The 18302-nt window shown below is 59.7% G+C and carries 25 protein-coding genes; 2 read left to right on the top strand and 23 right to left on the bottom strand.

The features are described from left to right. Positions 1-10: 10 nt before the first annotated feature. Positions 11-2230 carry a transporter substrate-binding domain-containing protein gene (locus GJ668_RS13785; RefSeq protein WP_246194876.1) on the bottom strand — a complete coding sequence of 740 codons (2220 nt, stop codon included), beginning with the start codon at positions 2228-2230 and terminating at the stop codon, positions 11-13. A 150-nt stretch (positions 2231-2380) separates the two neighbouring features. Here GJ668_RS13785 and GJ668_RS13780 point away from each other — a divergent pair, with 150 nt between their 5' ends. Next, positions 2381-3796 (top strand): glutamate-cysteine ligase family protein, encoded by a 1416-nt coding sequence (locus GJ668_RS13780; RefSeq protein WP_155450721.1) that lies wholly within the window; start codon positions 2381-2383, stop codon positions 3794-3796. A 7-nt stretch (positions 3797-3803) separates the two neighbouring features. Next, entirely contained in the window at positions 3804-4832 is a 1029-nt protein-coding gene (locus GJ668_RS13775) for a M14 family metallopeptidase (protein ID WP_155450720.1), read from the top strand. Here the strand turns inward: GJ668_RS13775 and GJ668_RS13770 are convergent. The 22 genes from GJ668_RS13770 to GJ668_RS13665 form a co-directional block, all read right to left on the bottom strand. Further along, positions 4808-5578, bottom strand: a complete 771-nt coding sequence (locus GJ668_RS13770; RefSeq protein ID WP_155450719.1) for a YdcF family protein — start codon at positions 5576-5578, stop codon at positions 4808-4810. The two genes, GJ668_RS13775 and GJ668_RS13770, sit on opposite strands and share 25 nt — an antisense overlap. Beyond that, positions 5575-6549: a lipoyl synthase gene (gene lipA, locus GJ668_RS13765; protein WP_155450718.1), complete on the bottom strand. Its 975-nt coding sequence runs from the start codon at positions 6547-6549 to the stop codon at positions 5575-5577. Before lipA ends, GJ668_RS13770 begins: the two co-directional genes overlap by 4 nt. A gap of 39 nt (positions 6550-6588) precedes the next feature. Next, positions 6589-7161 (bottom strand): isopentenyl-diphosphate Delta-isomerase, encoded by a 573-nt coding sequence (gene idi, locus GJ668_RS13760; protein ID WP_155450717.1) that lies wholly within the window; start codon positions 7159-7161, stop codon positions 6589-6591. Continuing rightward, a complete protein-coding gene (locus GJ668_RS13755) occupies positions 7158-8525 on the bottom strand; it encodes a RuBisCO large subunit C-terminal-like domain-containing protein (protein WP_155450716.1) in 1368 nt (455 codons plus the stop codon). The genes idi and GJ668_RS13755 overlap by 4 nt, the downstream gene beginning before the upstream one ends. Before the next feature lie 56 nt (positions 8526-8581). Next, positions 8582-9013 (bottom strand): secondary thiamine-phosphate synthase enzyme YjbQ, encoded by a 432-nt coding sequence (locus tag GJ668_RS13750; RefSeq protein WP_155450715.1) that lies wholly within the window; start codon positions 9011-9013, stop codon positions 8582-8584. A gap of 85 nt (positions 9014-9098) precedes the next feature. Continuing rightward, positions 9099-9296: a light-harvesting antenna LH1, alpha subunit gene (pufA, locus tag GJ668_RS13745; protein ID WP_246194869.1), complete on the bottom strand. Its 198-nt coding sequence runs from the start codon at positions 9294-9296 to the stop codon at positions 9099-9101. Between the two features lie 89 nt (positions 9297-9385). Beyond that, the gene (gene pufB / locus GJ668_RS13740) at positions 9386-9529 is read right to left on the bottom strand and encodes a light-harvesting antenna LH1, beta subunit (protein ID WP_012971727.1); all 144 of its coding nucleotides are present in this window, start codon (positions 9527-9529) and stop codon (positions 9386-9388) included. 135 nt (positions 9530-9664) lie between these two features. Next, positions 9665-9799, bottom strand: coding sequence for a light-harvesting antenna LH1, alpha subunit (gene pufA / locus GJ668_RS13735; protein ID WP_012971728.1), 135 nt, complete (start codon positions 9797-9799; stop codon positions 9665-9667). An 83-nt stretch (positions 9800-9882) separates the two neighbouring features. Further along, a complete protein-coding gene (pufB, locus tag GJ668_RS13730; RefSeq protein WP_155450714.1) occupies positions 9883-10029 on the bottom strand; it encodes a light-harvesting antenna LH1, beta subunit in 147 nt (48 codons plus the stop codon). A 173-nt stretch (positions 10030-10202) separates the two neighbouring features. Continuing rightward, positions 10203-11324 carry a photosynthetic reaction center cytochrome PufC gene (gene pufC, locus GJ668_RS13725; protein ID WP_155450713.1) on the bottom strand — a complete coding sequence of 374 codons (1122 nt, stop codon included), beginning with the start codon at positions 11322-11324 and terminating at the stop codon, positions 10203-10205. After that, entirely contained in the window at positions 11321-12298 is a 978-nt protein-coding gene (gene pufM, locus GJ668_RS13720) for a photosynthetic reaction center subunit M (RefSeq protein WP_155450712.1), read from the bottom strand. Before pufM ends, pufC begins: the two co-directional genes overlap by 4 nt. A gap of 16 nt (positions 12299-12314) precedes the next feature. Continuing rightward, positions 12315-13151 carry a photosynthetic reaction center subunit L gene (gene pufL / locus GJ668_RS13715; protein WP_155450711.1) on the bottom strand — a complete coding sequence of 279 codons (837 nt, stop codon included), beginning with the start codon at positions 13149-13151 and terminating at the stop codon, positions 12315-12317. A gap of 123 nt (positions 13152-13274) precedes the next feature. Further along, the gene (gene pufA / locus GJ668_RS13710) at positions 13275-13469 is read right to left on the bottom strand and encodes a light-harvesting antenna LH1, alpha subunit (protein WP_155450710.1); all 195 of its coding nucleotides are present in this window, start codon (positions 13467-13469) and stop codon (positions 13275-13277) included. An 82-nt stretch (positions 13470-13551) separates the two neighbouring features. Continuing rightward, a complete protein-coding gene (pufB, locus tag GJ668_RS13705; RefSeq protein WP_012971734.1) occupies positions 13552-13692 on the bottom strand; it encodes a light-harvesting antenna LH1, beta subunit in 141 nt (46 codons plus the stop codon). Between the two features lie 364 nt (positions 13693-14056). Beyond that, positions 14057-15502, bottom strand: coding sequence for a chlorophyllide a reductase subunit Z (bchZ, locus tag GJ668_RS13700; RefSeq protein WP_155450709.1), 1446 nt, complete (start codon positions 15500-15502; stop codon positions 14057-14059). Between the two features lie 112 nt (positions 15503-15614). Continuing rightward, positions 15615-15956 (bottom strand): DUF5615 family PIN-like protein, encoded by a 342-nt coding sequence (locus GJ668_RS13695; RefSeq protein ID WP_155450708.1) that lies wholly within the window; start codon positions 15954-15956, stop codon positions 15615-15617. After that, entirely contained in the window at positions 15956-16219 is a 264-nt protein-coding gene (locus GJ668_RS13690; RefSeq protein ID WP_155450707.1) for a DUF433 domain-containing protein, read from the bottom strand. Before GJ668_RS13690 ends, GJ668_RS13695 begins: the two co-directional genes overlap by 1 nt. A 170-nt stretch (positions 16220-16389) precedes the next feature. After that, complete coding sequence (locus GJ668_RS13685) at positions 16390-16941, bottom strand: GNAT family N-acetyltransferase (protein ID WP_343032217.1); 552 nt, start codon at positions 16939-16941, stop codon at positions 16390-16392. A 21-nt stretch (positions 16942-16962) separates the two neighbouring features. Further along, entirely contained in the window at positions 16963-17169 is a 207-nt protein-coding gene (locus GJ668_RS13680) for a hypothetical protein (protein ID WP_155450706.1), read from the bottom strand. Continuing rightward, complete coding sequence (locus GJ668_RS13675) at positions 17159-17509, bottom strand: type II toxin-antitoxin system VapC family toxin (RefSeq protein WP_246194867.1); 351 nt, start codon at positions 17507-17509, stop codon at positions 17159-17161. Before GJ668_RS13675 ends, GJ668_RS13680 begins: the two co-directional genes overlap by 11 nt. 150 nt (positions 17510-17659) lie before the next feature. After that, positions 17660-17932, bottom strand: coding sequence for a DUF2442 domain-containing protein (locus GJ668_RS13670; protein WP_155450705.1), 273 nt, complete (start codon positions 17930-17932; stop codon positions 17660-17662). Further along, positions 17913-18149 carry a DUF4160 domain-containing protein gene (locus GJ668_RS13665; RefSeq protein WP_155450704.1) on the bottom strand — a complete coding sequence of 79 codons (237 nt, stop codon included), beginning with the start codon at positions 18147-18149 and terminating at the stop codon, positions 17913-17915. Before GJ668_RS13665 ends, GJ668_RS13670 begins: the two co-directional genes overlap by 20 nt. Positions 18150-18302: the final 153 nt, after the last annotated feature.

Raw genomic sequence — 18302 nt, 5'->3', positions numbered from 1 at the left:
GAAGACCAGATCATCCATCGAGGCCAAGATCGAGCGCAGGCGCTCCCCGGTTTCCTGTAATTGCCCCTCGGCGTGTTTGCGTTGCCTGATTTGACGGGCGAGCTGATGGTTCCAATACAGGATCGCCAAAATGACCAGCAACCCTTTGCAGCTTGAACATCAGGTCGGTGACGCCGGATAGGAGTACCTCGTGGTCGTCGCGCTCGGCGATGAGATATTGCAGGACCGGCAAGATATCCACCGCCGCGAAGGCCTCGCCCGCGGCGACCGCGTCGATCGCGGCGCGGGTATCGCGCACCGTCAGAAACTCGATGTCGGGGTAGCGGGCCTTGAGCAAGTGATAGGCGCTGTAATCCTTACCCACCGCCACCACTTGGCCTTGCAGCGTCGCCGCATCGGTGATGAAGCCGCTGTCGCGACGCATGGCAATGGCGATGGGATAGCGTTCGCAACTGTTGGTGAACAGCGCGTAGGCTTCGCGAGTGCTGGCGCGGGTCGTGCTGGCAAAGATGTCCACCTCCCCCTGCCGCATGGATTGCAACACCTCGGCAAAGTCCACCGGCGCCAGGGTGTCTTCCTTTATTCCCAGCTTATGTTTCACCAGTGACCAGTAATCCTCGCCAATCCCGACCACCCGGCCATCGTTGCCGATGAAATTCAATGGCGGCCAACCCCGAGCCGTGGCGCGCCGAAAGACCCTGGTATCAAGGTAGTTGCGCTCCTGCGCTGATAGCTGAAGACGGTCATCGCGGCCGGATGCAGTCGTGCCCAGCCAAGTCTGTCTGATACGCTCCCGCTCCCACAGGGGAATATTCTCCAGCGCCTTGTTGAGGATACTCACCAGCAGCGGCCAATCCTTGCGAATCGACATCAGCACCGGGTGCCGGCTCGACTCGATGAATCCGGATATCTTGAAACCGATGATGCTGTTTTGCTTGCGCCACCATTCCAGATCGATGGCGCCGATCAGGGCGTCGACCCGACCTTCCAGCAGTGCCTTTGCCAGATCCTCATTGGTTTCGAAGCCGCTCGTCGTCACACCTGGCACCGACGCGATGAGATGCTCGACAAACTTCATCCCAGACAGATAACCGACACGCTTGCCGGCGAGCGCGTCGAGCCGTTGCACGGGCTCCGCATCGCGACGGACATAGATATGAAAATAGCCGTGATAGAAGGGTCTGGTATAGAGAAAATATCGATCCCAGGTGGGGTTGGGGGCGGATGAGGCCAGTCCGTCGAGTTCCCCGCGCATCGCTTGTTCCGTGATCGCGCTCCAATCATGTTCCACATGCAGCTTGAGGCGCCCCCCCAACTGTCGGTTGATCAGATCGAAGTAATCGACAACCAGGCCAGCGCGACTCCCGTCGGGGCCGAGGATGATATCCGGCTGGAATTGATCGCTGATCCCGAGCAGGATCCTCGGGTGCCCCGCCAACCAGTCGCGCTCCTCGTCGCTGAGGTCGAGCCTTGGCATGTGCGACATTGGCAGGCCACCCCATTGATCCAGGATCGCATCAATCTCCCGCGCGCCGATCGCCGCCAGCGCCTTGTCGATGATGCTCAGCAGCTCGGGATATTCCTTGCGAATGGAATAGCGCAGCTCCACCTCGCTGCCGGGGACGCTAAAGGCGATGCCGAGACCGGGAAACAGATCCTCGCGAATGGTCAGCAGCAGACTGATGCTCGAGATGGCCGCGTCCACTTCGCCCTTGAGCAATGCCGTGGCGATCGCCTGATTCGAGGAAAAGGACACCGGCACGATCTCCGGCCAGCGTTGAAGTGTCTTGAGCTCGGCCAGGTTGCCGTCCAGATAGCCGACGCGTTGACCGGATAGATCCTCCATGCGCGTCACGGAGGCGCCGTCGCGCGCGTAGACATAGCGCGAGAGGCGGAAAGGACTCTTGCTGAACAGAAAGGTATCAGCCCGTTCGGGATGCTTGGCCGATAACGCCAGCCCGTACAGCTCGCCCTGCTCGGCTTGCCGCACCATCTCCGACCACTCGCCCAAGACCAGACGGATATTGGCGCCGGTCAGCGCCTTGATGCGCGCCAGGATGTCAGGCTCGATGCCGACGGCCTCGCCACTGCTGGTCGTCTGGACGTAAGGCGTCCAGGTTCGCGCGGTGCCAATCAGGATCTCCGGGTTGGCCGCCAGCCAGGCGCGTTCCTCGGCAGTCAACTCGACGGTGGGCTGGCGCGCCTCTTCGGCGACGCATGTCCAGGCCATGCTGGACAAAACAGCAAGACAGAGCGCCCAAACGATGTTCTCGTATCCCCGTCGCAGCGGCGTCATGGAGTCGTCCTATTCGATCCGGGTTGTCACGGTGTCAGGTGCCTCTGCCATACTCAGAGCAGATCAATTCGCCGAGTATCAAGCATGGGGCAGGATATCGCGTCTTCGCGCTTCACCGAGCAGGATTTCGCCGAGTTTTCCAGACGACTGCGCGCCGAGACCCGCGTACTGGAGACCTGGTTCGCCGAGGGTCGCTTCGACGATGCCGAACCGAGCGCCGGATTCGAGCTGGAAGCCTGGCTGGTCGGCGCGGATGGACGTCCCGCCCCACGCATCGAATCCGTGCTGGCGACGCTGGACGATCCATCGATCGTCCCCGAGCTGGCCACCTTCAATATCGAGTTCAACGGCGCGGCGGCACAGTTGCGCGGTTCGGCCCTTTCGACGCTGGCTCAGGATCTGCGCGAGACGCTCGATCGCGCCACGCCGGCCGCTGAACGCCAGGGCTGTCGTCTGGGCCTGATCGGCATCCTGCCCAGCGTCCAGCCGGATGATCTGACGCCCGACTTCATGACTCCGCGCGAGCGTTATCGCGCCCTCAACGAGCAGGTCTTCGCCCTGCGTCACGGACGCCCGCTGCGCCTGCGGATCGAGGGGCGCGAGCGGCTCGATCTGGAATGGCGCGACGTCATGCTGGAGTCGGCGGCGACCTCCTTTCAGATCCACATCCGAATCGGGGCGCAGGAATCGGCCCGCGTCTATAACGCAGCCAAGCTGATCAGCGGTCCCCTGGTGGCGATCGGCGCCAACTCGCCCTATCTCTTCGGCCGCGATCTCTGGGACGAGACGCGCATCCCGCTGTTCGAGCAGGCCGTCTCGGTCGGCGGGCCGATCCTGCAGGAGCGGGTCGGCTTCGGCTTTCGCTATGCACGGCATTCGATCCTGGAGACGTTTCAAGCCAATCGCGATCACTATCCCATCCTGCTGCCGCAGTTGATGGACGAACCGCCCGAGCGCCTGGCCCATCTGCGGCTGCACAATGGCACCATCTGGCGCTGGAACCGTCCGCTGATCGGCTTCGAACCGGACGGTCGGCCGCATCTGCGCCTCGAACATCGAACCCTGCCCTCGGGTCCGTCGGTCGCGGATCTCATCGCCAATGCCGCGCTCTATCTGGGGCTGATTACACATCTGAGCCGCGAGCCGTCGCTGGAATCCAGGGTGCTGTTTCTGCATGCGCAGCAAGGGTTCTATGCCTGTGCCCGTGACGGCCTCGCGGCCAGGATACGCTGGCTCGACGGCCGCACGCATCGCGTGAGTGATATCCTGACCACGGATCTGCTGCCGCGCGCGCGGCAGGGTTTGAGCGATCTGGGTATCGACCGGCCCGAGATCGACTACTGGCTCGGCCTGCTTGAACAGCGTCTGACGACCGGACGCACGGGCGCACGCTGGCAACGCGACTGGGTGCAACGGCATGGTCTGGATATGACGGGGTTGACCCTGGCCTATCTCGAACAGCAGGCCGGCGGTCGACCCGTACATGCGTGGAGCTTATGATTGCGCCATGCTACGAGAACTCGACTCACTGCCCGACGGCCTCCTGGAAACCGACAGCCACCAGCTCGTCGAGCGGCTCGGTGCGCCGACCCTCATTCACCTCCCCGGCGCGCGCGAGCCGGCGCTCTTCGTTTCCGTGCTCCTGCATGGCAATGAAACGGTCGGCTGGGAGGCGATGCGCTCACTCCTGCGCGAGCGGCTCGAACGCTTCGGTGCGTTACGACTCCCGCGCGCACTGAGTCTCTTCATCGGCAATGTCAGCGCGGCAGCCAGCGAGGTGCGCCGTCTGCCCGGCCAGCCGGACTACAACCGGGTCTGGCCGGGTTCACAGGATGCCGAGACGCTCGAACACCGACTCATGCGCCAGGTCGTCGACATCATGGCCCGACGCGGGATCTTTGCCAGCCTGGATCTGCACAACAACACCGGCCTCAATCCGCACTACGCGTGCGTCAACCGGCTCGACGAACGCTTTCTGCATCTGGCCAGACTCTTCAGCCGCACGGTGGTCTATTTCATCCGCCCCACGGGCGTGCAGTCCATGGCGATGGCCGAACTCGCGCCGGCCGTCACCCTGGAATGCGGCAAGGTCGGTGAACAGGCCGGGATCGATCACGCGCGCGAATTCGTCGCGGCCGTGCTGCATCTGAGTGAGATTCCGGAGCATCCACTTCCGGCGCGTGACATCGACCTCTTCCATACCGTGGCCCAGATCAGGATTCCGGAGACCGTCAGTTTCGGCTTCGACCCGCGCGACGTCGATCTGTGGCTGGATCCGGAGCTGGAGCGGATGAACTTTCGTGAGCTGCCCGTCGGCACGCCCTTCGCACGGGTTCGGCCGGGCGCTGAGGCGACTCTGGACGTGATCGATGAACTCGGACGCGACGTCAGCGCGCGCTATTTCCGGCTGGACGGCGCGGAATGGCGGCTGCGCCGTTGTCTCATGCCGTCCATGCTCACCCGCGACGAGACCGTGATCCGCCAGGATTGTCTGTGCTACCTGATGGAGCGCTATTCGATCCAGTCGCGGACCTGATACCAGAGTCGCCCCAGATGTTCGTGGATGGCGTAATAACTGGTCTGTAACGCCTTGGCCGAGGGCAGCCAGTCGCTGTATTTCAGCGTGCCCGTCCAGCCTGGATGATGAAATTGCGCCGTCGGCGCGGGCGTGACCTCAAGACCCGCGCGCTCGAAGACCTCGACCGCACGCGGCAGGTGCCAGGCATCGCTGACCAGCAGAATGTGATGGATCCCATCGCGTTCGAGCAGAGGCGCGGTCAGGGTCGCGTTTTCCCAGGTCGTGCGGCTTTCCGATTCGATGCCGGCGACCCGTGCACCATAGTCGTCGCTGAGCACCTCGGCCATAACGGGGCCAACCGGACGCGCCTCGCCCGGTGCCGAACCGCCGGTCACATAGATCGGCAGGCCAGTCAGACGTTGCAGCCGTGCGCCATAACGCACCCGGCGCAGACTGACGTCATCGAGCGTGGGACCGCTACCATATTCAGGAGCCACCCGACGCACGCCGGCACTCAGGATGACGATGGCGCGTGCCTCGGGCGGCAGAGGCGCCTGGTCCGTGCCAATGATCGGATAGCGCTCCAGAGGCTGGATCAGCATGACACTGACCACTGGCAGGCTCAGTAAGGTCAGAAGCAAGAGCGCCACGAAAACCAGAAGTCGCGCCAGCACACCACGGGTCAGCCAGACGGCCGCGATTAGGATCAGAATAATGATTCCTGGAGGCAGCAATAGAGCCTTGAAGAGGCTATAGAACGTCATCGCACCAGATCGCCGGCCTGCTGGTCGGCGTGATAGGAGGAGCGCACCATGGCGCCGCTGGCCACATTGGAGAAGCCCATGTCCTCGCCGGCCCGGCGCAGTGCCTCGAACTCGTCCGGGGTCCAGTAGCGACGCACCGGCAGATGATCGCGCGAGGGCTGGAGATACTGCCCGAGCGTGAGCATGTCGCAGTCGTGGGCGCGTAGATCGCGCATGACCTCGAGCACTTCGTCCTGGGTCTCACCGAGTCCGAGCATGAGGCCGGACTTGGTCGGCACCCTGGGGTGACGCGCCTTGAATGCCTGGAGCAGCCGTAATGATCCCGCGTAATCAGCGCCCGGACGCGCCTCGCGATAGAGACGCGGCGCGGTCTCCAGATTGTGATTGAAGACGTCCGGCACGGATTCGCCGACGAACTGGTCGAGCGCAATGGATTCGCGGCCGCGAAAATCCGGTACCAGACATTCGAGCCGGGTAGCGGAATTGCGCGCGCGAATGGCGCGCAGACAATCGGCGAAGTGCCCTGCCCCGCCATCGCGCAAGTCGTCACGATCGACCGAGGTGATGACCACATAGCGCAATCCCAGATGCGCGATCGACTCGGCCAGATGGGCCGGCTCGTTCGGGTCGGGCGGCTGAGGACGACCGTGGGCGACGTCACAGAAGGGGCAGCGGCGGGTGCAGACATCGCCCAGGATCATGAAGGTCGCCGTGCCATGCGCGAAGCATTCGCCGAGGTTCGGACACTGAGCCTCCTCGCAAACCGTCGCCAGTTTGCTCTCGCGCAGCAGGCGCTTGATGCGCGCCACGCCCGGACCGACCGGCGCGCGCGCCCGAATCCAGCTCGGCTTGCGCAGTACGGGGGCGTTGGTTTCGACCTTGATCGGGATCCGCGCGAGCTTGTCCTGGCCGCGCTGGTGGGTATCTGGCGTCGCGCGCGAGGGCGCGTTCAGGTGTTCTGGAGACGACATGGAATCCTGGTCAAGCGGAGCGTAGCCGCTAAAAGCGAATCAGGCGCTCAGGATACGCTCGACGAGTAGCTTGAACCAGGGGGTGAACCAGTCGGGATGTTGTCTCAACGCCCGATGAATCGCCGGCATCGACATCCAGCGCCAAGCCCCGATCTCGGTGGGGTCCGGACGTGGAGTCTCGGCGTGAACACCCTGGAAGATGTGCAGATATTCATGCTCGATCAGTCCGCTCGCCTGATCCTCAGCCCGGTAGACGAGCTCGGTGCGCTCGGTCAGCGGGACGTGAATGCCGAATTCTTCATGCAGACGCCGGCTGGCGGCCATGGGCGTGCTCTCACCCGGACGCGGATGACCGCAGCAGGTATTCGACCAACGCGAGGCAAAGTGGTACTTGCTGTCGGCGCGACGCTGCAACAGCAGCTCGCCCTCGGTATTGAAGACCAGAATCGAGAAGGCGCGATGCAGTTGGCCGTGATGGTGCGATTCGAGCTTGCCGGCGGCTCCGATAGGCTGATCCTGGTCATCGACCAGAATCACCTGTTCTGAGGCATCGCGTTGGGCGGCGCGCTCCAGATCGCCAGCCGCCAGCGGAGGCACGATGTGAGCCGTCAAGCGTCACCTCCCGCGCGATTTGGTTCAGGTGTCCGGGTTGGTTCGGATTGGACCTGCGCAGACGCCGGTTTGCCAAAGGCCGCGATCGCCGCACTCAGCTCTGGATGCCGCTTGGCCTGCTCCTCCAGGGACTCGCCAGCCACGATCGCGTCCCAGGCCTGACGGATGCTGGCCGCACCGGCACGCGGTCCCATAGGATGCCCGAAGACACCGCGTCCAGGCACGAAGCCGAAATCGACCGTACCCAGCTTTTCGTAGAGCGGACGCAGGGTACCGGCCCAGTCGCTGCCGCCCGGCACCGGCAGACTCGGCTTGATCGGCCCCATGGGTTCGAGACAGGCCATGGCGCAGGCGCGCACCTCGTCGTCCGACATGTGCATACGCGGACCAAAGCCCGGCATGATGATGACATCGAAGCCCGCCAGCCGTTGCAGCTTGGTAAAGACGCGGGTGTGGACGCCGAAGTGCTCCAGCCGCGCGAAGGGCGCGATGAAGGGAAAATGCGCCATCAGCGGCACCTGGGCGTGCTTGCGCAGCATCCGCACCGCGCTCAGTCCGGTCGGCATGGCATTGACCAACAGCGCGTTGGCGCCGCGCGCGACGGCACGATCATGCAGCTCAAGCAGCCGATCGACCTCATCGGTGATATTGGCCAGATAGATCTTAGGCACCCCAGTCGCGGCCTCGGCGCGCCGACGCGCCTCACCCAGGAGTTCGGCACGCCGATCCAGTGGACACCAGTCGGTATCGGCCAGCATCTCGTCGTCCTTGGCGATGTCCAAACCGCCGAGCCAGCTCTCGTGCCCCAGTTCGCTGAAGGCCTCGGGTGGCAGTCCGATGTTGGGCTTAATGACCCCAAAGAAGATCGGCCGATCATAGACTTGCAACCGCTCGCGCAGACCCGCAACGCCAAATTGAGGGCCCTGGAAGCACGCCAGATAGGTCTCAGGAAACTCGATGTCGAGCAATTTGACGATGGGCGCGCCGGGCGAGAAAAAGGTGCCCTCGCCACAGATCGCACTGAGCAGATTCGGCAGACGCGGACCGAAGTTGCCATGCGGATGGGCAATGCGCAGACGGCAGGCCGTAATCGGTTCGTCTGAACCTGAACCCACGCCATAGCTGAACTCGGAGCGCGCCCCATCGAGGATCTGGAGATCAACGACACGCGCGCCAAATCTGGGTCGCAGATCTTCGTCAGAGCCGACACGACGCCATTGCGCGGTCGACTGCTCGGAGCAAAAGTGCGCGGCCGCCAGCTCGGGATCGCCGGAGCATTCCAGATAGTAATCGAGAAAGAGGTAGGCGTCCCGATCCAAGGCCGATTCATCGGCGAAGAATCCAGCCCAATCGCTTGCTTTCATTGAGCGAACCGCGTCTGAAGAAGTGGAATCGATGGCGTCGCGATCATCGGCGACGTTTAGACGATGCCGGCGATCTGCACGCGCAACTGACGTTGCGGACGCGGCCCATCGAGTTCGATGAAGAAGATCGACTGCCACTCACCGAGCAACAGACGCCCTTCGTCGACCAGAATGGTCTCGGAGGCGTTCATGAACAGCCCGATGAGATGTGAATGGGTGTTGGGACGACCGTCGATTGGATCGATATCGTGCCGATACTGCGTCTGGCCTGGCGGCGCAAGTCGCGTCAGGAAATCGAGCATATCCTGCTGGAGCTTCGGCTCACGCTCGTTCAAGGCCACGAAAGCGGTCGTGTGTGCCGAGGTGATCGTCACCCAGCCCTGACGGATGGGATGACGCGCAAAAGCCTGCCGGACCTGCTCCGAGAGGTCGATGATCTCAATCGGAGCCCGGGTGGTCAGCTGAATCTGATCGACGTGAAATTGCATCTTGAATCAGCGGCTATCCAAACGAAAAACGGGCGAGGGAGGACTCGACACTCTCCCCGCCCGCACATGCCCTCGACCGCTTGGATCAACGACCAGCCGGCAGAGCGGACATTCCGGCCGACAAGGTGACCGGAGCATAATCCGGACCCTGCAGCCAATCGAATCCTTGCGAGCTGAGCAGCATGTAATGAATTACCAGGGCAAGCACGAACAAAAACGCGCCCAACCCGATTAGGGCCATGCGCGGATCGAAAACCTGCCAAATCTTGTACATTTGGGGCATTGGGGTATCTCCTGACGAATGAAACGGGACGCGGCGGCTTGGGCCGCCAGCCTCCCGTCATTGCCCGCAGCTTGGCGGAAGTCTGGCGATTACAGCCAGGGGCGCCACAGCCACGCCAGGATGTGAGCAATGATCACGATGCCAAAAAACATGGTCATGCTCTGGGTGAAGATGCCGTGGAACTCCTTTGCTTCTTCTTCGGTCAGCCCGGTCATGCTCTTCTGATCAGCCATTGAATTATCCTCACTTTAAATCAAGTTGGGCCTGTCGGCCATTACCGCGAATCTCCCCGCGGCCAGGATCGATTGGCAAGTCCGAGGAAGGCGTTCAGCCAAATCCCCGGAACCTTGCCGATGCCCAAATGGGACTTAGGAGCCACTCAGCCAGTTGAAGGCTGGGCTGCTGAGCAGGATGAAGTGGATCAGCAGGCCAAGGACGAACAGGAAGCCGAACAGGGCAACCAGGGTTCTACGGGGATCGAAAATCTGCCAGATCTTGTGCATGTCTATATCTCCGGTCTCTTACTGGTGGGCGGTGCTGATGCAACAATCGCCCGTTCGCTCACGAACACGAATACCCTAGGCTATTACAGCCAAGGACGCCACAACCACACGAGGACATGTGCGACAACGACGATCCCCGTGAATACGACGAAACTGGATACGAAGATGCCATGGAATTCCTTTGCTTCATCTTCAGTCAGTCCAGACATCGAACGGTTTTCGTTAGTCATCGAATGATTCCTCGCTCAAGCCTCTGAATGGCCTCGACAATGCGGTCCAGGACCATCCTCAACGACCGCGGGCTGAACTGATGCGAGCCTCGCCGCGGGTCTTACATATCGGTGCCGAATTCCCTGTCAGACACCTAGCGAGCATCCCTGCTCATCGGTTCGATCCTCAGGCCTTACAACTGCTGCGGAGCCGGTGCGGCATCCTCGACAGGTGCGGCCTCAGGGGCTGCCGCTTCCTCGACAGGAGCGGGTGCCACCTCTTCCACTGGAGCCACTTCGACGGCCTCGGCTGGAGCCGACTCATACAGACCAGGATAGTCCTTGGCCATCTGAGCGCCATAGAGCGGCTTGTAAGCGCCCTGGTGGCAGGTCATGCAGCCGACCTTGAAGGGGTCGCCATAGGGCCCCTTGCGCGAAGCGGGCAACACGTCGTTGAGCGGCCAGATGTAGTTCTGGTTGATGTCGCGGACGTGACGAATGGCATACCAGGCACTCGTGCGTTGCGGCGTACTCTGCTTCCAGTCGTAGAAAGCGCGGCTGTTATGGCAGAAGGTACAGTTGACGCCGAGCGAGTCGGAGATCTGCATCATCAAGCCATAGGTCCACTCGGCCTGCTTGAGCGAGGTCGTATTGCCCGCCGGCAGCGCCGTCTGACCAATTACTCGGATCTCGTTAGCCTGATCCAGGAACGGTGTGTAGGGATCGAAGGGCAGCGCCGCATAGGCCACAGTCTTCGAGGCGTAGTTCTGACCGGTCGGAACAACACCCGAGGGCTGATTCGGACCTGGGTCAGTCACCCACACATACTTCGGAACCGGATTACCACGGTGACAGGTGTAGCAGGTCACACCCGTCGCGGCAACGTGGTCCTTCCAGTTGCTGTTGGTCGCCCGAACCAGCTCGAACATCCGGCGCGACACTACCTTGGTGTAGATATCGTCAGACGCCCAGTTGCCCGGAACGTGGCAGTAGTTACAGCCTTCCTTCGGAGACACCCAGGTGGTCACGGCGACCATGGTCCGGGTGAACTCGGCTACGCTCAGATCACCCAGAACCTGGACGTTCTCATAGACGTCCGAGACATTGGGGCCACCAGGCGCCGAAGGCGGAAGCGACTCGACCGGCAGATTTTCCTTGAGGCTTGCCTCAAGCAGACGCGGGTTGTAGTTCTGCTCCATCGCCACGCCGCGATAACCCTTTTGTACGACTTCCGGCGGCGGACGCTCGCAGCCGAGCAGGACGACGGAAGCGACGATGGCAACGGCGGGCAGGGTTACTTGCTTTCCGAGATTCATTGCGTCACCCCCGAAGCCGTAGCATATGGGTCTACAGCGGTCACGACCTCTGGATATGCCGGAGCCACACCATGCTTGATGGCCCAGAGATACCAGTTCTCGACGACTGTTCCAGTCAGCAGGATGCCGATACCAGCTGTGATCACAGTCAGAACCGCGCACCACCAAGCCCAGCGATGGATGGATTCCATGGAAGCATTGAAGCCCATGGTCCAGCGCCAGAAGATGGCTGCACGCTCAGCGGCCGTACCACGATCAGTGATCTGATCGATCTCGCGGTCACCGCCGAAACGGCTGACAGCCAGGATGGTCGCGCCGTGCATGGCAAACAGCAGGGCCGAGCCATACAGGAAGGCGATCGAGAGCATGTGGAACGGGTTGTAGTACAGGTTGCCGTACCGGATCGAGAACGCTGCCGTCCAGTCCAGGTGCGGGAAGATACCAAAAGGCACGGCCTCTGCCCAGCTTCCCATCATGACCGGGCGGATGAAGCCCAGGCTCAGATAGAAGAAGATCGCGGCCGCGAAGGCCCAGGACAGATGCTGGCTCATACCCAGGGCTTCAGCGCGCTTGTAGGTACGCACCCACCAGAGAATGATCGACATGGTCAGGAAGAATCCCGCCATCAACCACCAGCCACCCTCGGACAGCGGCGGAATGCTCAGGCCATACTGCGGCGCCGGCGGTTCCAGACCCAGCCAGAAGAGATGCTTGACGAACTGGATGACGTTCCAGTCCACCGAAGCCAGCATGTTGAAGCCGATGATGAAAATCGCCATGAAGCCGAAGATGATCGACAGCGTACCGGTGAAGCCGAGATAAATCGGACCGATCTGCGAGTCACCAATCTTACCGGCCCAGTACGAGAAGATGGGCTTACCGATGCGCGGCAGGCTGCCCTTGGGCAAAGGCACCCCAGGATAGGCGGGCGCGCGCACCTGCACGGTCGTAAAGATATTTTGATATTCGGGCATTGTAGTCTCCTAGATCCTACCAGAGCGGGAGCTCAAGCCACCAGTTCCACCATTCCGGCCAACCGCGGGTCCAGAAGGGGCCACTGATCACGATACAGACCGCGCTCCAGAACACCGCGCTCAGGGCCAGGAACAGACCCAGACGATGGATGGCCAGTGCGCCGATGGAGTAGCCCACGATATCGCGGAAGAAGGTGTTCTCGTGCTCGCTGGTCTTGACTTCTTCGCCTTCCTGCGGATTCGTCACCGACAAAATCAGCGAGCCATGCATCGACAGCGCCAAGCAGTTGGTGAAGAAGAAGGTAATGGCGAGCATGTGCGCCGGGTTGTAGTGGAAATGCAGGAATTGATACCCCACATTCGACACCCAGTCCAGATGGCTGAGGATGCCATAGGGGAAACCATGGCCCCAAGCGCCCATCAGAATCGGACGCACCACGACGAGCACCAGATAAGCACCGATCGCGAAGGCGAACGCGAACGGAATATGGAAGCCGATACCGAGCTTGCGGCAGATCTCGACCTCTCGGAGAGCCCAGGAACTGAACGCGCCAATGGCACAGATCGTGATGATCTGCCACAGACCGCCTTCAGTCATCGGAGCCATTCCCAAACCATAACTCAGATCCGGGGGAGCAATACTGATCTGCCAGATGTTATAAGTTTGGAGTTCTGCGTTAGGACCGATGGTTGCACCCCAAACGATCAGGAGCACACCCAACAATGCAAAGAAGAAGCCTGCAACTCCGAAGAAGCCGACATAAAACGGCCCCACCCAGAAGTCGAATAGGTCTCCCCCTATCAGCGTCCCGCCACGGACGCGGTATTTTCTCTCAAAACTGAGCATGGCCATCGTAATATCCTCTGCTGGGGAGGCACCATCGAGACGGCCGCCTCCTCTGAGCACTGTCGGTGGCGGGCGGGGTTCACCTGGCGGACAAACCCCACTGACCCGCCACCCCCGTCAAGGACGCGATTACCGTTGGGGAACGACAGGCGTCACTTGCTGGACCGTAGCGGCCGGAACGCCGTCTTCGAGCCAGTTGAATTCAGCGGTGCTCAGCAGGATCATGTGGATCGCAAGACCCAGAACGATCAGGAAGGCAAAGATCGCGACCAGAATGCGGCGAGGATCAACCAGCAGCCAGATTTTCCAAAGATCAGGTGACATCGTCAGGATTCTCCTAGAGTGAATTTGAAATGGGTTCAATCAGTTGTCGGGCATACCGGAGTTGGCCCGAGCTCGACCCAAATTACAGCCAGGGGCGCCACAGCCAAGCGAGGATGTGCGCGATGACGACGATGCCAAAGAAGGCCGTCATACTCTGCACGAAGATGCCATGGAACTCTTGTGCTTCTTGCTCGGTCAGACCGGTCATGCTGCTGTTAGCCATTGTGTAATCCTCCGAATCTGGAGATAAGCCTTGGTTTACGCCACACTCAGCCCGTGCGGCCTAGGGGCGCTGCGGATCGCGACATCCGCAGCCGAGAAGCCACCCGATCGCACGGGCCTGTTCTCATCGATCAGCCCCGTTTCCGGGGACTGCCAAATTTCAGTGATCCAGCTCCCACCATCTCTACATCGCTAGGCGGGGGTGAGACTCACCCTGGAACGCCAAGCCACTCAATCTTGCGCAATCTGGGCCTCGTTGAAGGTCCGTATCGTTCGCCGGATGGGGTGGCTGGATTCGAGGTGTCAGTCTAGCTTGACTGACACGAATGTCAATCTACATTTACACCTGATTTGCGCTGGATCAACTAAATCAGTGTCGACTGGGTGCTCTCGACCCGTTCGACCGTCACCCGTTCCTCGCCAGCGGTGCGTGCAGCACGTTCGGCGGCATCGCGCAACCGCTTGGCGGCGGAGATGCGCACCAGCACCGGTTGAGACTCGACGATGGCATCGAAGCGCGCGCGGGCGTCCTCGTCCCAGGGCAGTTCGCGGTGCATGCGCGCGGGCGTGGCATCGACCTTATCGAGCTCGGTGCCGAGCGGGATGATATGAAAGAGCGCGTCGAACAGGGCGTTGCAGACCTCCTGCACCAGATAGGTCGCGCCGGAATAGCCCATGAAGGGCGTACCAGTGTGGCGGCGGATCACGGTGCCGGGGAAGGAGGCTGGGATATAGGTCGCGCGCGCGCCCTTCTCAGTTAAATACATGCGCTCGTTGTAGCTGCCGAAGAGAATCAGCGGCGGCTTGTCATGGACAGCCGCGCGGATGGCGTCGTTGTCGATCTTGACGCCGGGACGGCGGGCGAAGGCGAAGTTGCAGGGCAGACCCAGTTCGTCTTCGAGGAAATGGCGCAGACCGCGGCTGTAGGTTTCGCTGGCGGAGACGCCGAAGCTGGCGGTGCCGAAGAAGTCCTGCGTCACCGAGCGCCATAGATCCCAGACCGGTTTGATGGTGGTGTGCTTTTCGCGCTCGATGAAGGGTTCGGGGTCGAGGCCGAGGATCTCGCCGAGCGTGCGCAGGAACTTGGTGGTGCTGTGCAGTCCGATCGGGGCCTGGAGATAGGGTTTGTCCAGTGCCTCGCACAGGGTGCGGCCGAACTCGCGATAGAGACAGATGTTGGCGTCGGCGTCGGCAAGTCGGGGCACGTCGTCGAGATGACTGCCGAGCGGGAAGCTCAGGTTGACCTCGGCGCCGATGCCTTCGACCAAGCGCCGGATCTCGGCCAGATCCGAGGGCATGTTGAAGGTGCCGTACATGGGGCCGATGATGTTGACGCGCGGTTTATCGCCGGCGGTGCGTGGTTTGGGTTTGTTTTTGGCGGCGCCCTTCTTTTGGCCGTATTGGGTCCAGAGCCAGTAGATGGCGCGGTTGGCGCTCTGCCACTGGTCTTCGTCGATGGTGCGCGGCAGGAAGCGCACGATGCCGGTGCCTTCGGGCGTGACGCCACCGCCGATCATTTCGGCGATCGAGCCGGTGACGACGACGGACGGTTGTTTGGGGTCGAGGGTCTCGAAGGCGCGACGCATCGCCTGCTCGGTGCCGCTTTGGCCGAGTTCTTCCTCGCCCAAGCCGGTCACCACAACCGGCAGCTCGTGCGGCGGCAGACCGTCGGTATAGTGGAGCACCGCCGTCACCGGCAGGTTCTCGCAGCCCACTGGCCCGTCGATGATCACCTGCAAGCCTTTGATGGCGGTGAAGACATAGACGGAGCCCCAATAACCGCCCGCGCGGTCGAGGTCGTTAATCAGCATTCGGGGATTTCCTCTCGATTCGAAATCAGTGGGGTCTCGCTCGGGGTAGAGGGGATTGATGGAGGCGTGGAGCACGTGTTTGCTCGACAGATCCAGCAAACGGCTCGCTCGTTCACTCGACGGCCTCGATTCGATCCTGGAAGACTTGAACCAGTCTGTTGGTCTCACTCAAGACGATAATAGATGGCCACAGCCGCGTAATCAGCGCATGAAATTCGCGCATTCGCATGTTGCCGAATCGAATGTGGATGACGCGCGGAGGTGGGGTAGAGATCATTGCACGATCTGAAAAATCGGTATCCTTGGATACGATCGTCATTGCGTGTCGGCGTGCATAACTCCAAATCTGGCTATCCGTCCAAGTTTCACCAAGATCGCGCATATGAATGCAATCATTGCCGGACCAGAGCGAAAAGCGATAAGGAAGATTGACATCGATCAAAAAACGCGCCATCAAGCAACATCCCGCAGTGAGTAGCGACGCGCCATGAGTTCGGCCGCAAACCGCAGACAAGCATCGATATCCGCCGGTTCCAATGATGGATACTGGCGCAGGATTTCTTCTTGCGATTCGCCCGCACCCAGAAAACCTAAAATGGTTTCGACTGTAATTCGCAATCCGCGAATGGTTGGGTGGCCATTGCAGACGTCAGGATTTACGGTAATCTGACCATTCAGGTATTCAAGCGATTCACCAAGATCTGCAACTGTGCTCATGGGTAAGTTTCCTTTGCAAAGCAAATCTGATTCAAAAATGGATTCACAACAGAAGTGAAACCGAAAATGCTTGTCTATGAGTGTACAAGGCCATGATAACGAAGACGCTACTTGGCTATATTTTCGCTTGCTTCCACGCCTCGACACCAGAAAACCGGTTTAGCCGCGCTCTAGCGGTTCAGTTGGTCAGGTCTTCGGCCAGAGTTCGGTATAGCCGATACAAACTGCTGCCTGACCACCTGTCCCCAATACTCGTCCTGATAGACGTCTTCCTGGAAATTGTTTCCGGTAAACTCGCCAACCGTCTTCCGCCAGAATGCAGTAGCGTACTCGGCACCGCTGATTTGCTTGATCTCCCAACAGCCTTGGTGCATCTTGAATATCTCGATGGCGAACTGCTTCCCTAGCGCCTGCTTCCTGAAACTTGGAACAACATAAAATTCACAGACCTCGAACTGCTCTCCGCCTGATTTTGTTTTCACAGCGGCAAGGCCGATCGGCGATTTTTCATCATAAAGTAAGTAGCCAAGCACATTTCCGCCAATCTGAGTGTCCAGCTCGAACAGACCATTCTCGTTTGGCTTTTTATCAGTAATGGCAGAAAATTCTCCCTCGTAGCTTTGACACAAATTCAAATAAACAGACAAGTTACAGCTATCAACCTGGATAACATTCATTTTTCTCCACCCGGCACAGGCTGAAGCTCTTTTGCCTTCCAGCACCTTTGGGATTCCCTAATAAATTCAGCGGTGAGCGAAGCGAGTTCTCTGCAATGCAGTCTTAGGTGTAGGAATTTCGGATGGAGAAGAAACAAATGGATGCCCGGCAGCAATCCGCTCAGTTTCCGATTTTTTCAGGTCAGCATAAATTGCACGCAAATCATAATTAAACTTAGCGGCATGCGCATCCCGAATAGACCGTACTTCATCGATGATTTCGTCACTCAACATTTTCTTCTCCAAGAAGCTCTTCCAGTGTGCAAATGAACGGCAAAAATAAGCCAATTTGTTCGAGTTGTTCGGCAATGCCCCTTTGTATCTCAGGATTTGCAATGTGTCGACAGTTCCATGTCAGCAAATAATCCACGCCATTGACTGTTGCAATCGCTATGTGCAACGCATCTTCCGCAGCCTTGAGCGGAATAATACCCCGCTCCACCAACGATTCCGCGATCTGGACCGCTTGCTCGGTGATCAAGAGAAGAGGGATATCGCTCAACACAGCCAGCCGTTTTTCGGCTGCATCCGAATCACCGGCAGCACATTCACGCAATACCGATTCAGAAACCAATAATTCGTACTGATTCCGGATTTTCCACCAAGCAAGAGTAATTCGCTAATGAGTCGCTCAGAGAATGGTCTTGCTTGGGCGAGCCGTCAGGTAGCTGATTACAGAAGTTTCAACATAGACTTTGCGCTTCATGAACCTATGCTATATTTTCTATGCGGCTTTTTCAGGCAGCGGCAGCTGAAAATGACCAGCTACCACACCTTTGACGGTGATATCTTCATCAAGCTCTTCCCAGCGTAGCGCATAGCCGTTGAGTTCCAGCGTGACTTTTTTGAGTTCGTCGTTTGATGCGGCTCGCAAAATTCTGAACCTATCTGCGGGAAAGCCGATGATTCTTCCGTCGGTCAGTTCTAGGAAGATTACGCGGCTCTCTACCCAAGCCCGAAGTGCGCATGTTTCAGTTTCAACGACCATGGAAGTCATAAAAAGCGTCCAGCAGAGTTTGTTGATGCTTGTAGACGATCTGCTCTATGTGTCGGAGATCGTATGGTCGAATGCCGGCGTTTCTTGCAAGCGAGATCGGCGATAACCAGAACTTGCATTCTCCATCTGTATCGCGAACGTGGATATGAGCCGGCTCGTTACCTTCATCCGAATAAAAATGAAATCGAAAACTTCCGATACGAAAAGCAGTTGGCATGCAGTCTTGTTCGTCAGTTTTACGCGAGGAATCTTGCTTTTCAAAGGTGAATGATGGGTTTCACCGCCAACAAGCGTTACAGCAATTCTCAAGGTTATCGCGTAGCCGTTCTACCCATCCTACCTTGCTACGGCCCTAAATTCAGCTCTTTAA

It is taken from the genome of Allochromatium palmeri, assembly GCF_009720725.1.
Taxonomy (GTDB): domain Bacteria; phylum Pseudomonadota; class Gammaproteobacteria; order Chromatiales; family Chromatiaceae; genus Thermochromatium; species Thermochromatium palmeri.
Note: the sequence above shows the minus strand (reverse complement) of the source record. Positions and strands in the feature narration are given on the sequence as shown.

Bases quoted from the DNA above. Each gene is read 5' to 3' on its own strand.
- GJ668_RS13785 (WP_246194876.1), bottom strand. From the start codon at position 2,230: ATGGCCTGGACATGCGTCGCCGAAGAGGCGCGCCAGCCCACCGTCGAG.
- GJ668_RS13780 (WP_155450721.1), top strand. From the start codon at position 2,381: ATGGGGCAGGATATCGCGTCTTCGCGCTTCACCGAGCAGGATTTCGCC.
- GJ668_RS13775 (WP_155450720.1), top strand. From the start codon at position 3,804: ATGCTACGAGAACTCGACTCACTGCCCGACGGCCTCCTGGAAACCGAC.
- GJ668_RS13770 (WP_155450719.1), bottom strand. From the start codon at position 5,578: ATGACGTTCTATAGCCTCTTCAAGGCTCTATTGCTGCCTCCAGGAATC.
- lipA (WP_155450718.1), bottom strand. From the start codon at position 6,549: ATGTCGTCTCCAGAACACCTGAACGCGCCCTCGCGCGCGACGCCAGAT.
- GJ668_RS13755 (WP_155450716.1), bottom strand. From the start codon at position 8,525: ATGAAAGCAAGCGATTGGGCTGGATTCTTCGCCGATGAATCGGCCTTG.
- GJ668_RS13750 (WP_155450715.1), bottom strand. From the start codon at position 9,013: ATGCAATTTCACGTCGATCAGATTCAGCTGACCACCCGGGCTCCGATT.
- pufA (WP_246194869.1), bottom strand. From the start codon at position 9,296: ATGCCCCAAATGTACAAGATTTGGCAGGTTTTCGATCCGCGCATGGCC.
- pufB (WP_012971727.1), bottom strand. From the start codon at position 9,529: ATGGCTGATCAGAAGAGCATGACCGGGCTGACCGAAGAAGAAGCAAAG.
- pufA (WP_012971728.1), bottom strand. From the start codon at position 9,799: ATGCACAAGATCTGGCAGATTTTCGATCCCCGTAGAACCCTGGTTGCC.
- pufB (WP_155450714.1), bottom strand. From the start codon at position 10,029: ATGACTAACGAAAACCGTTCGATGTCTGGACTGACTGAAGATGAAGCA.
- pufC (WP_155450713.1), bottom strand. From the start codon at position 11,324: ATGAATCTCGGAAAGCAAGTAACCCTGCCCGCCGTTGCCATCGTCGCT.
- pufM (WP_155450712.1), bottom strand. From the start codon at position 12,298: ATGCCCGAATATCAAAATATCTTTACGACCGTGCAGGTGCGCGCGCCC.
- pufL (WP_155450711.1), bottom strand. From the start codon at position 13,151: ATGGCCATGCTCAGTTTTGAGAGAAAATACCGCGTCCGTGGCGGGACG.
- pufA (WP_155450710.1), bottom strand. From the start codon at position 13,469: ATGTCACCTGATCTTTGGAAAATCTGGCTGCTGGTTGATCCTCGCCGC.
- pufB (WP_012971734.1), bottom strand. From the start codon at position 13,692: ATGGCTAACAGCAGCATGACCGGTCTGACCGAGCAAGAAGCACAAGAG.
- bchZ (WP_155450709.1), bottom strand. From the start codon at position 15,502: ATGCTGATTAACGACCTCGACCGCGCGGGCGGTTATTGGGGCTCCGTC.
- GJ668_RS13695 (WP_155450708.1), bottom strand. From the start codon at position 15,956: ATGGCGCGTTTTTTGATCGATGTCAATCTTCCTTATCGCTTTTCGCTC.
- GJ668_RS13690 (WP_155450707.1), bottom strand. From the start codon at position 16,219: ATGAGCACAGTTGCAGATCTTGGTGAATCGCTTGAATACCTGAATGGT.
- GJ668_RS13680 (WP_155450706.1), bottom strand. From the start codon at position 17,169: ATGTTGAGTGACGAAATCATCGATGAAGTACGGTCTATTCGGGATGCG.
- GJ668_RS13670 (WP_155450705.1), bottom strand. From the start codon at position 17,932: ATGACTTCCATGGTCGTTGAAACTGAAACATGCGCACTTCGGGCTTGG.
- GJ668_RS13665 (WP_155450704.1), bottom strand. From the start codon at position 18,149: ATGCCAACTGCTTTTCGTATCGGAAGTTTTCGATTTCATTTTTATTCG.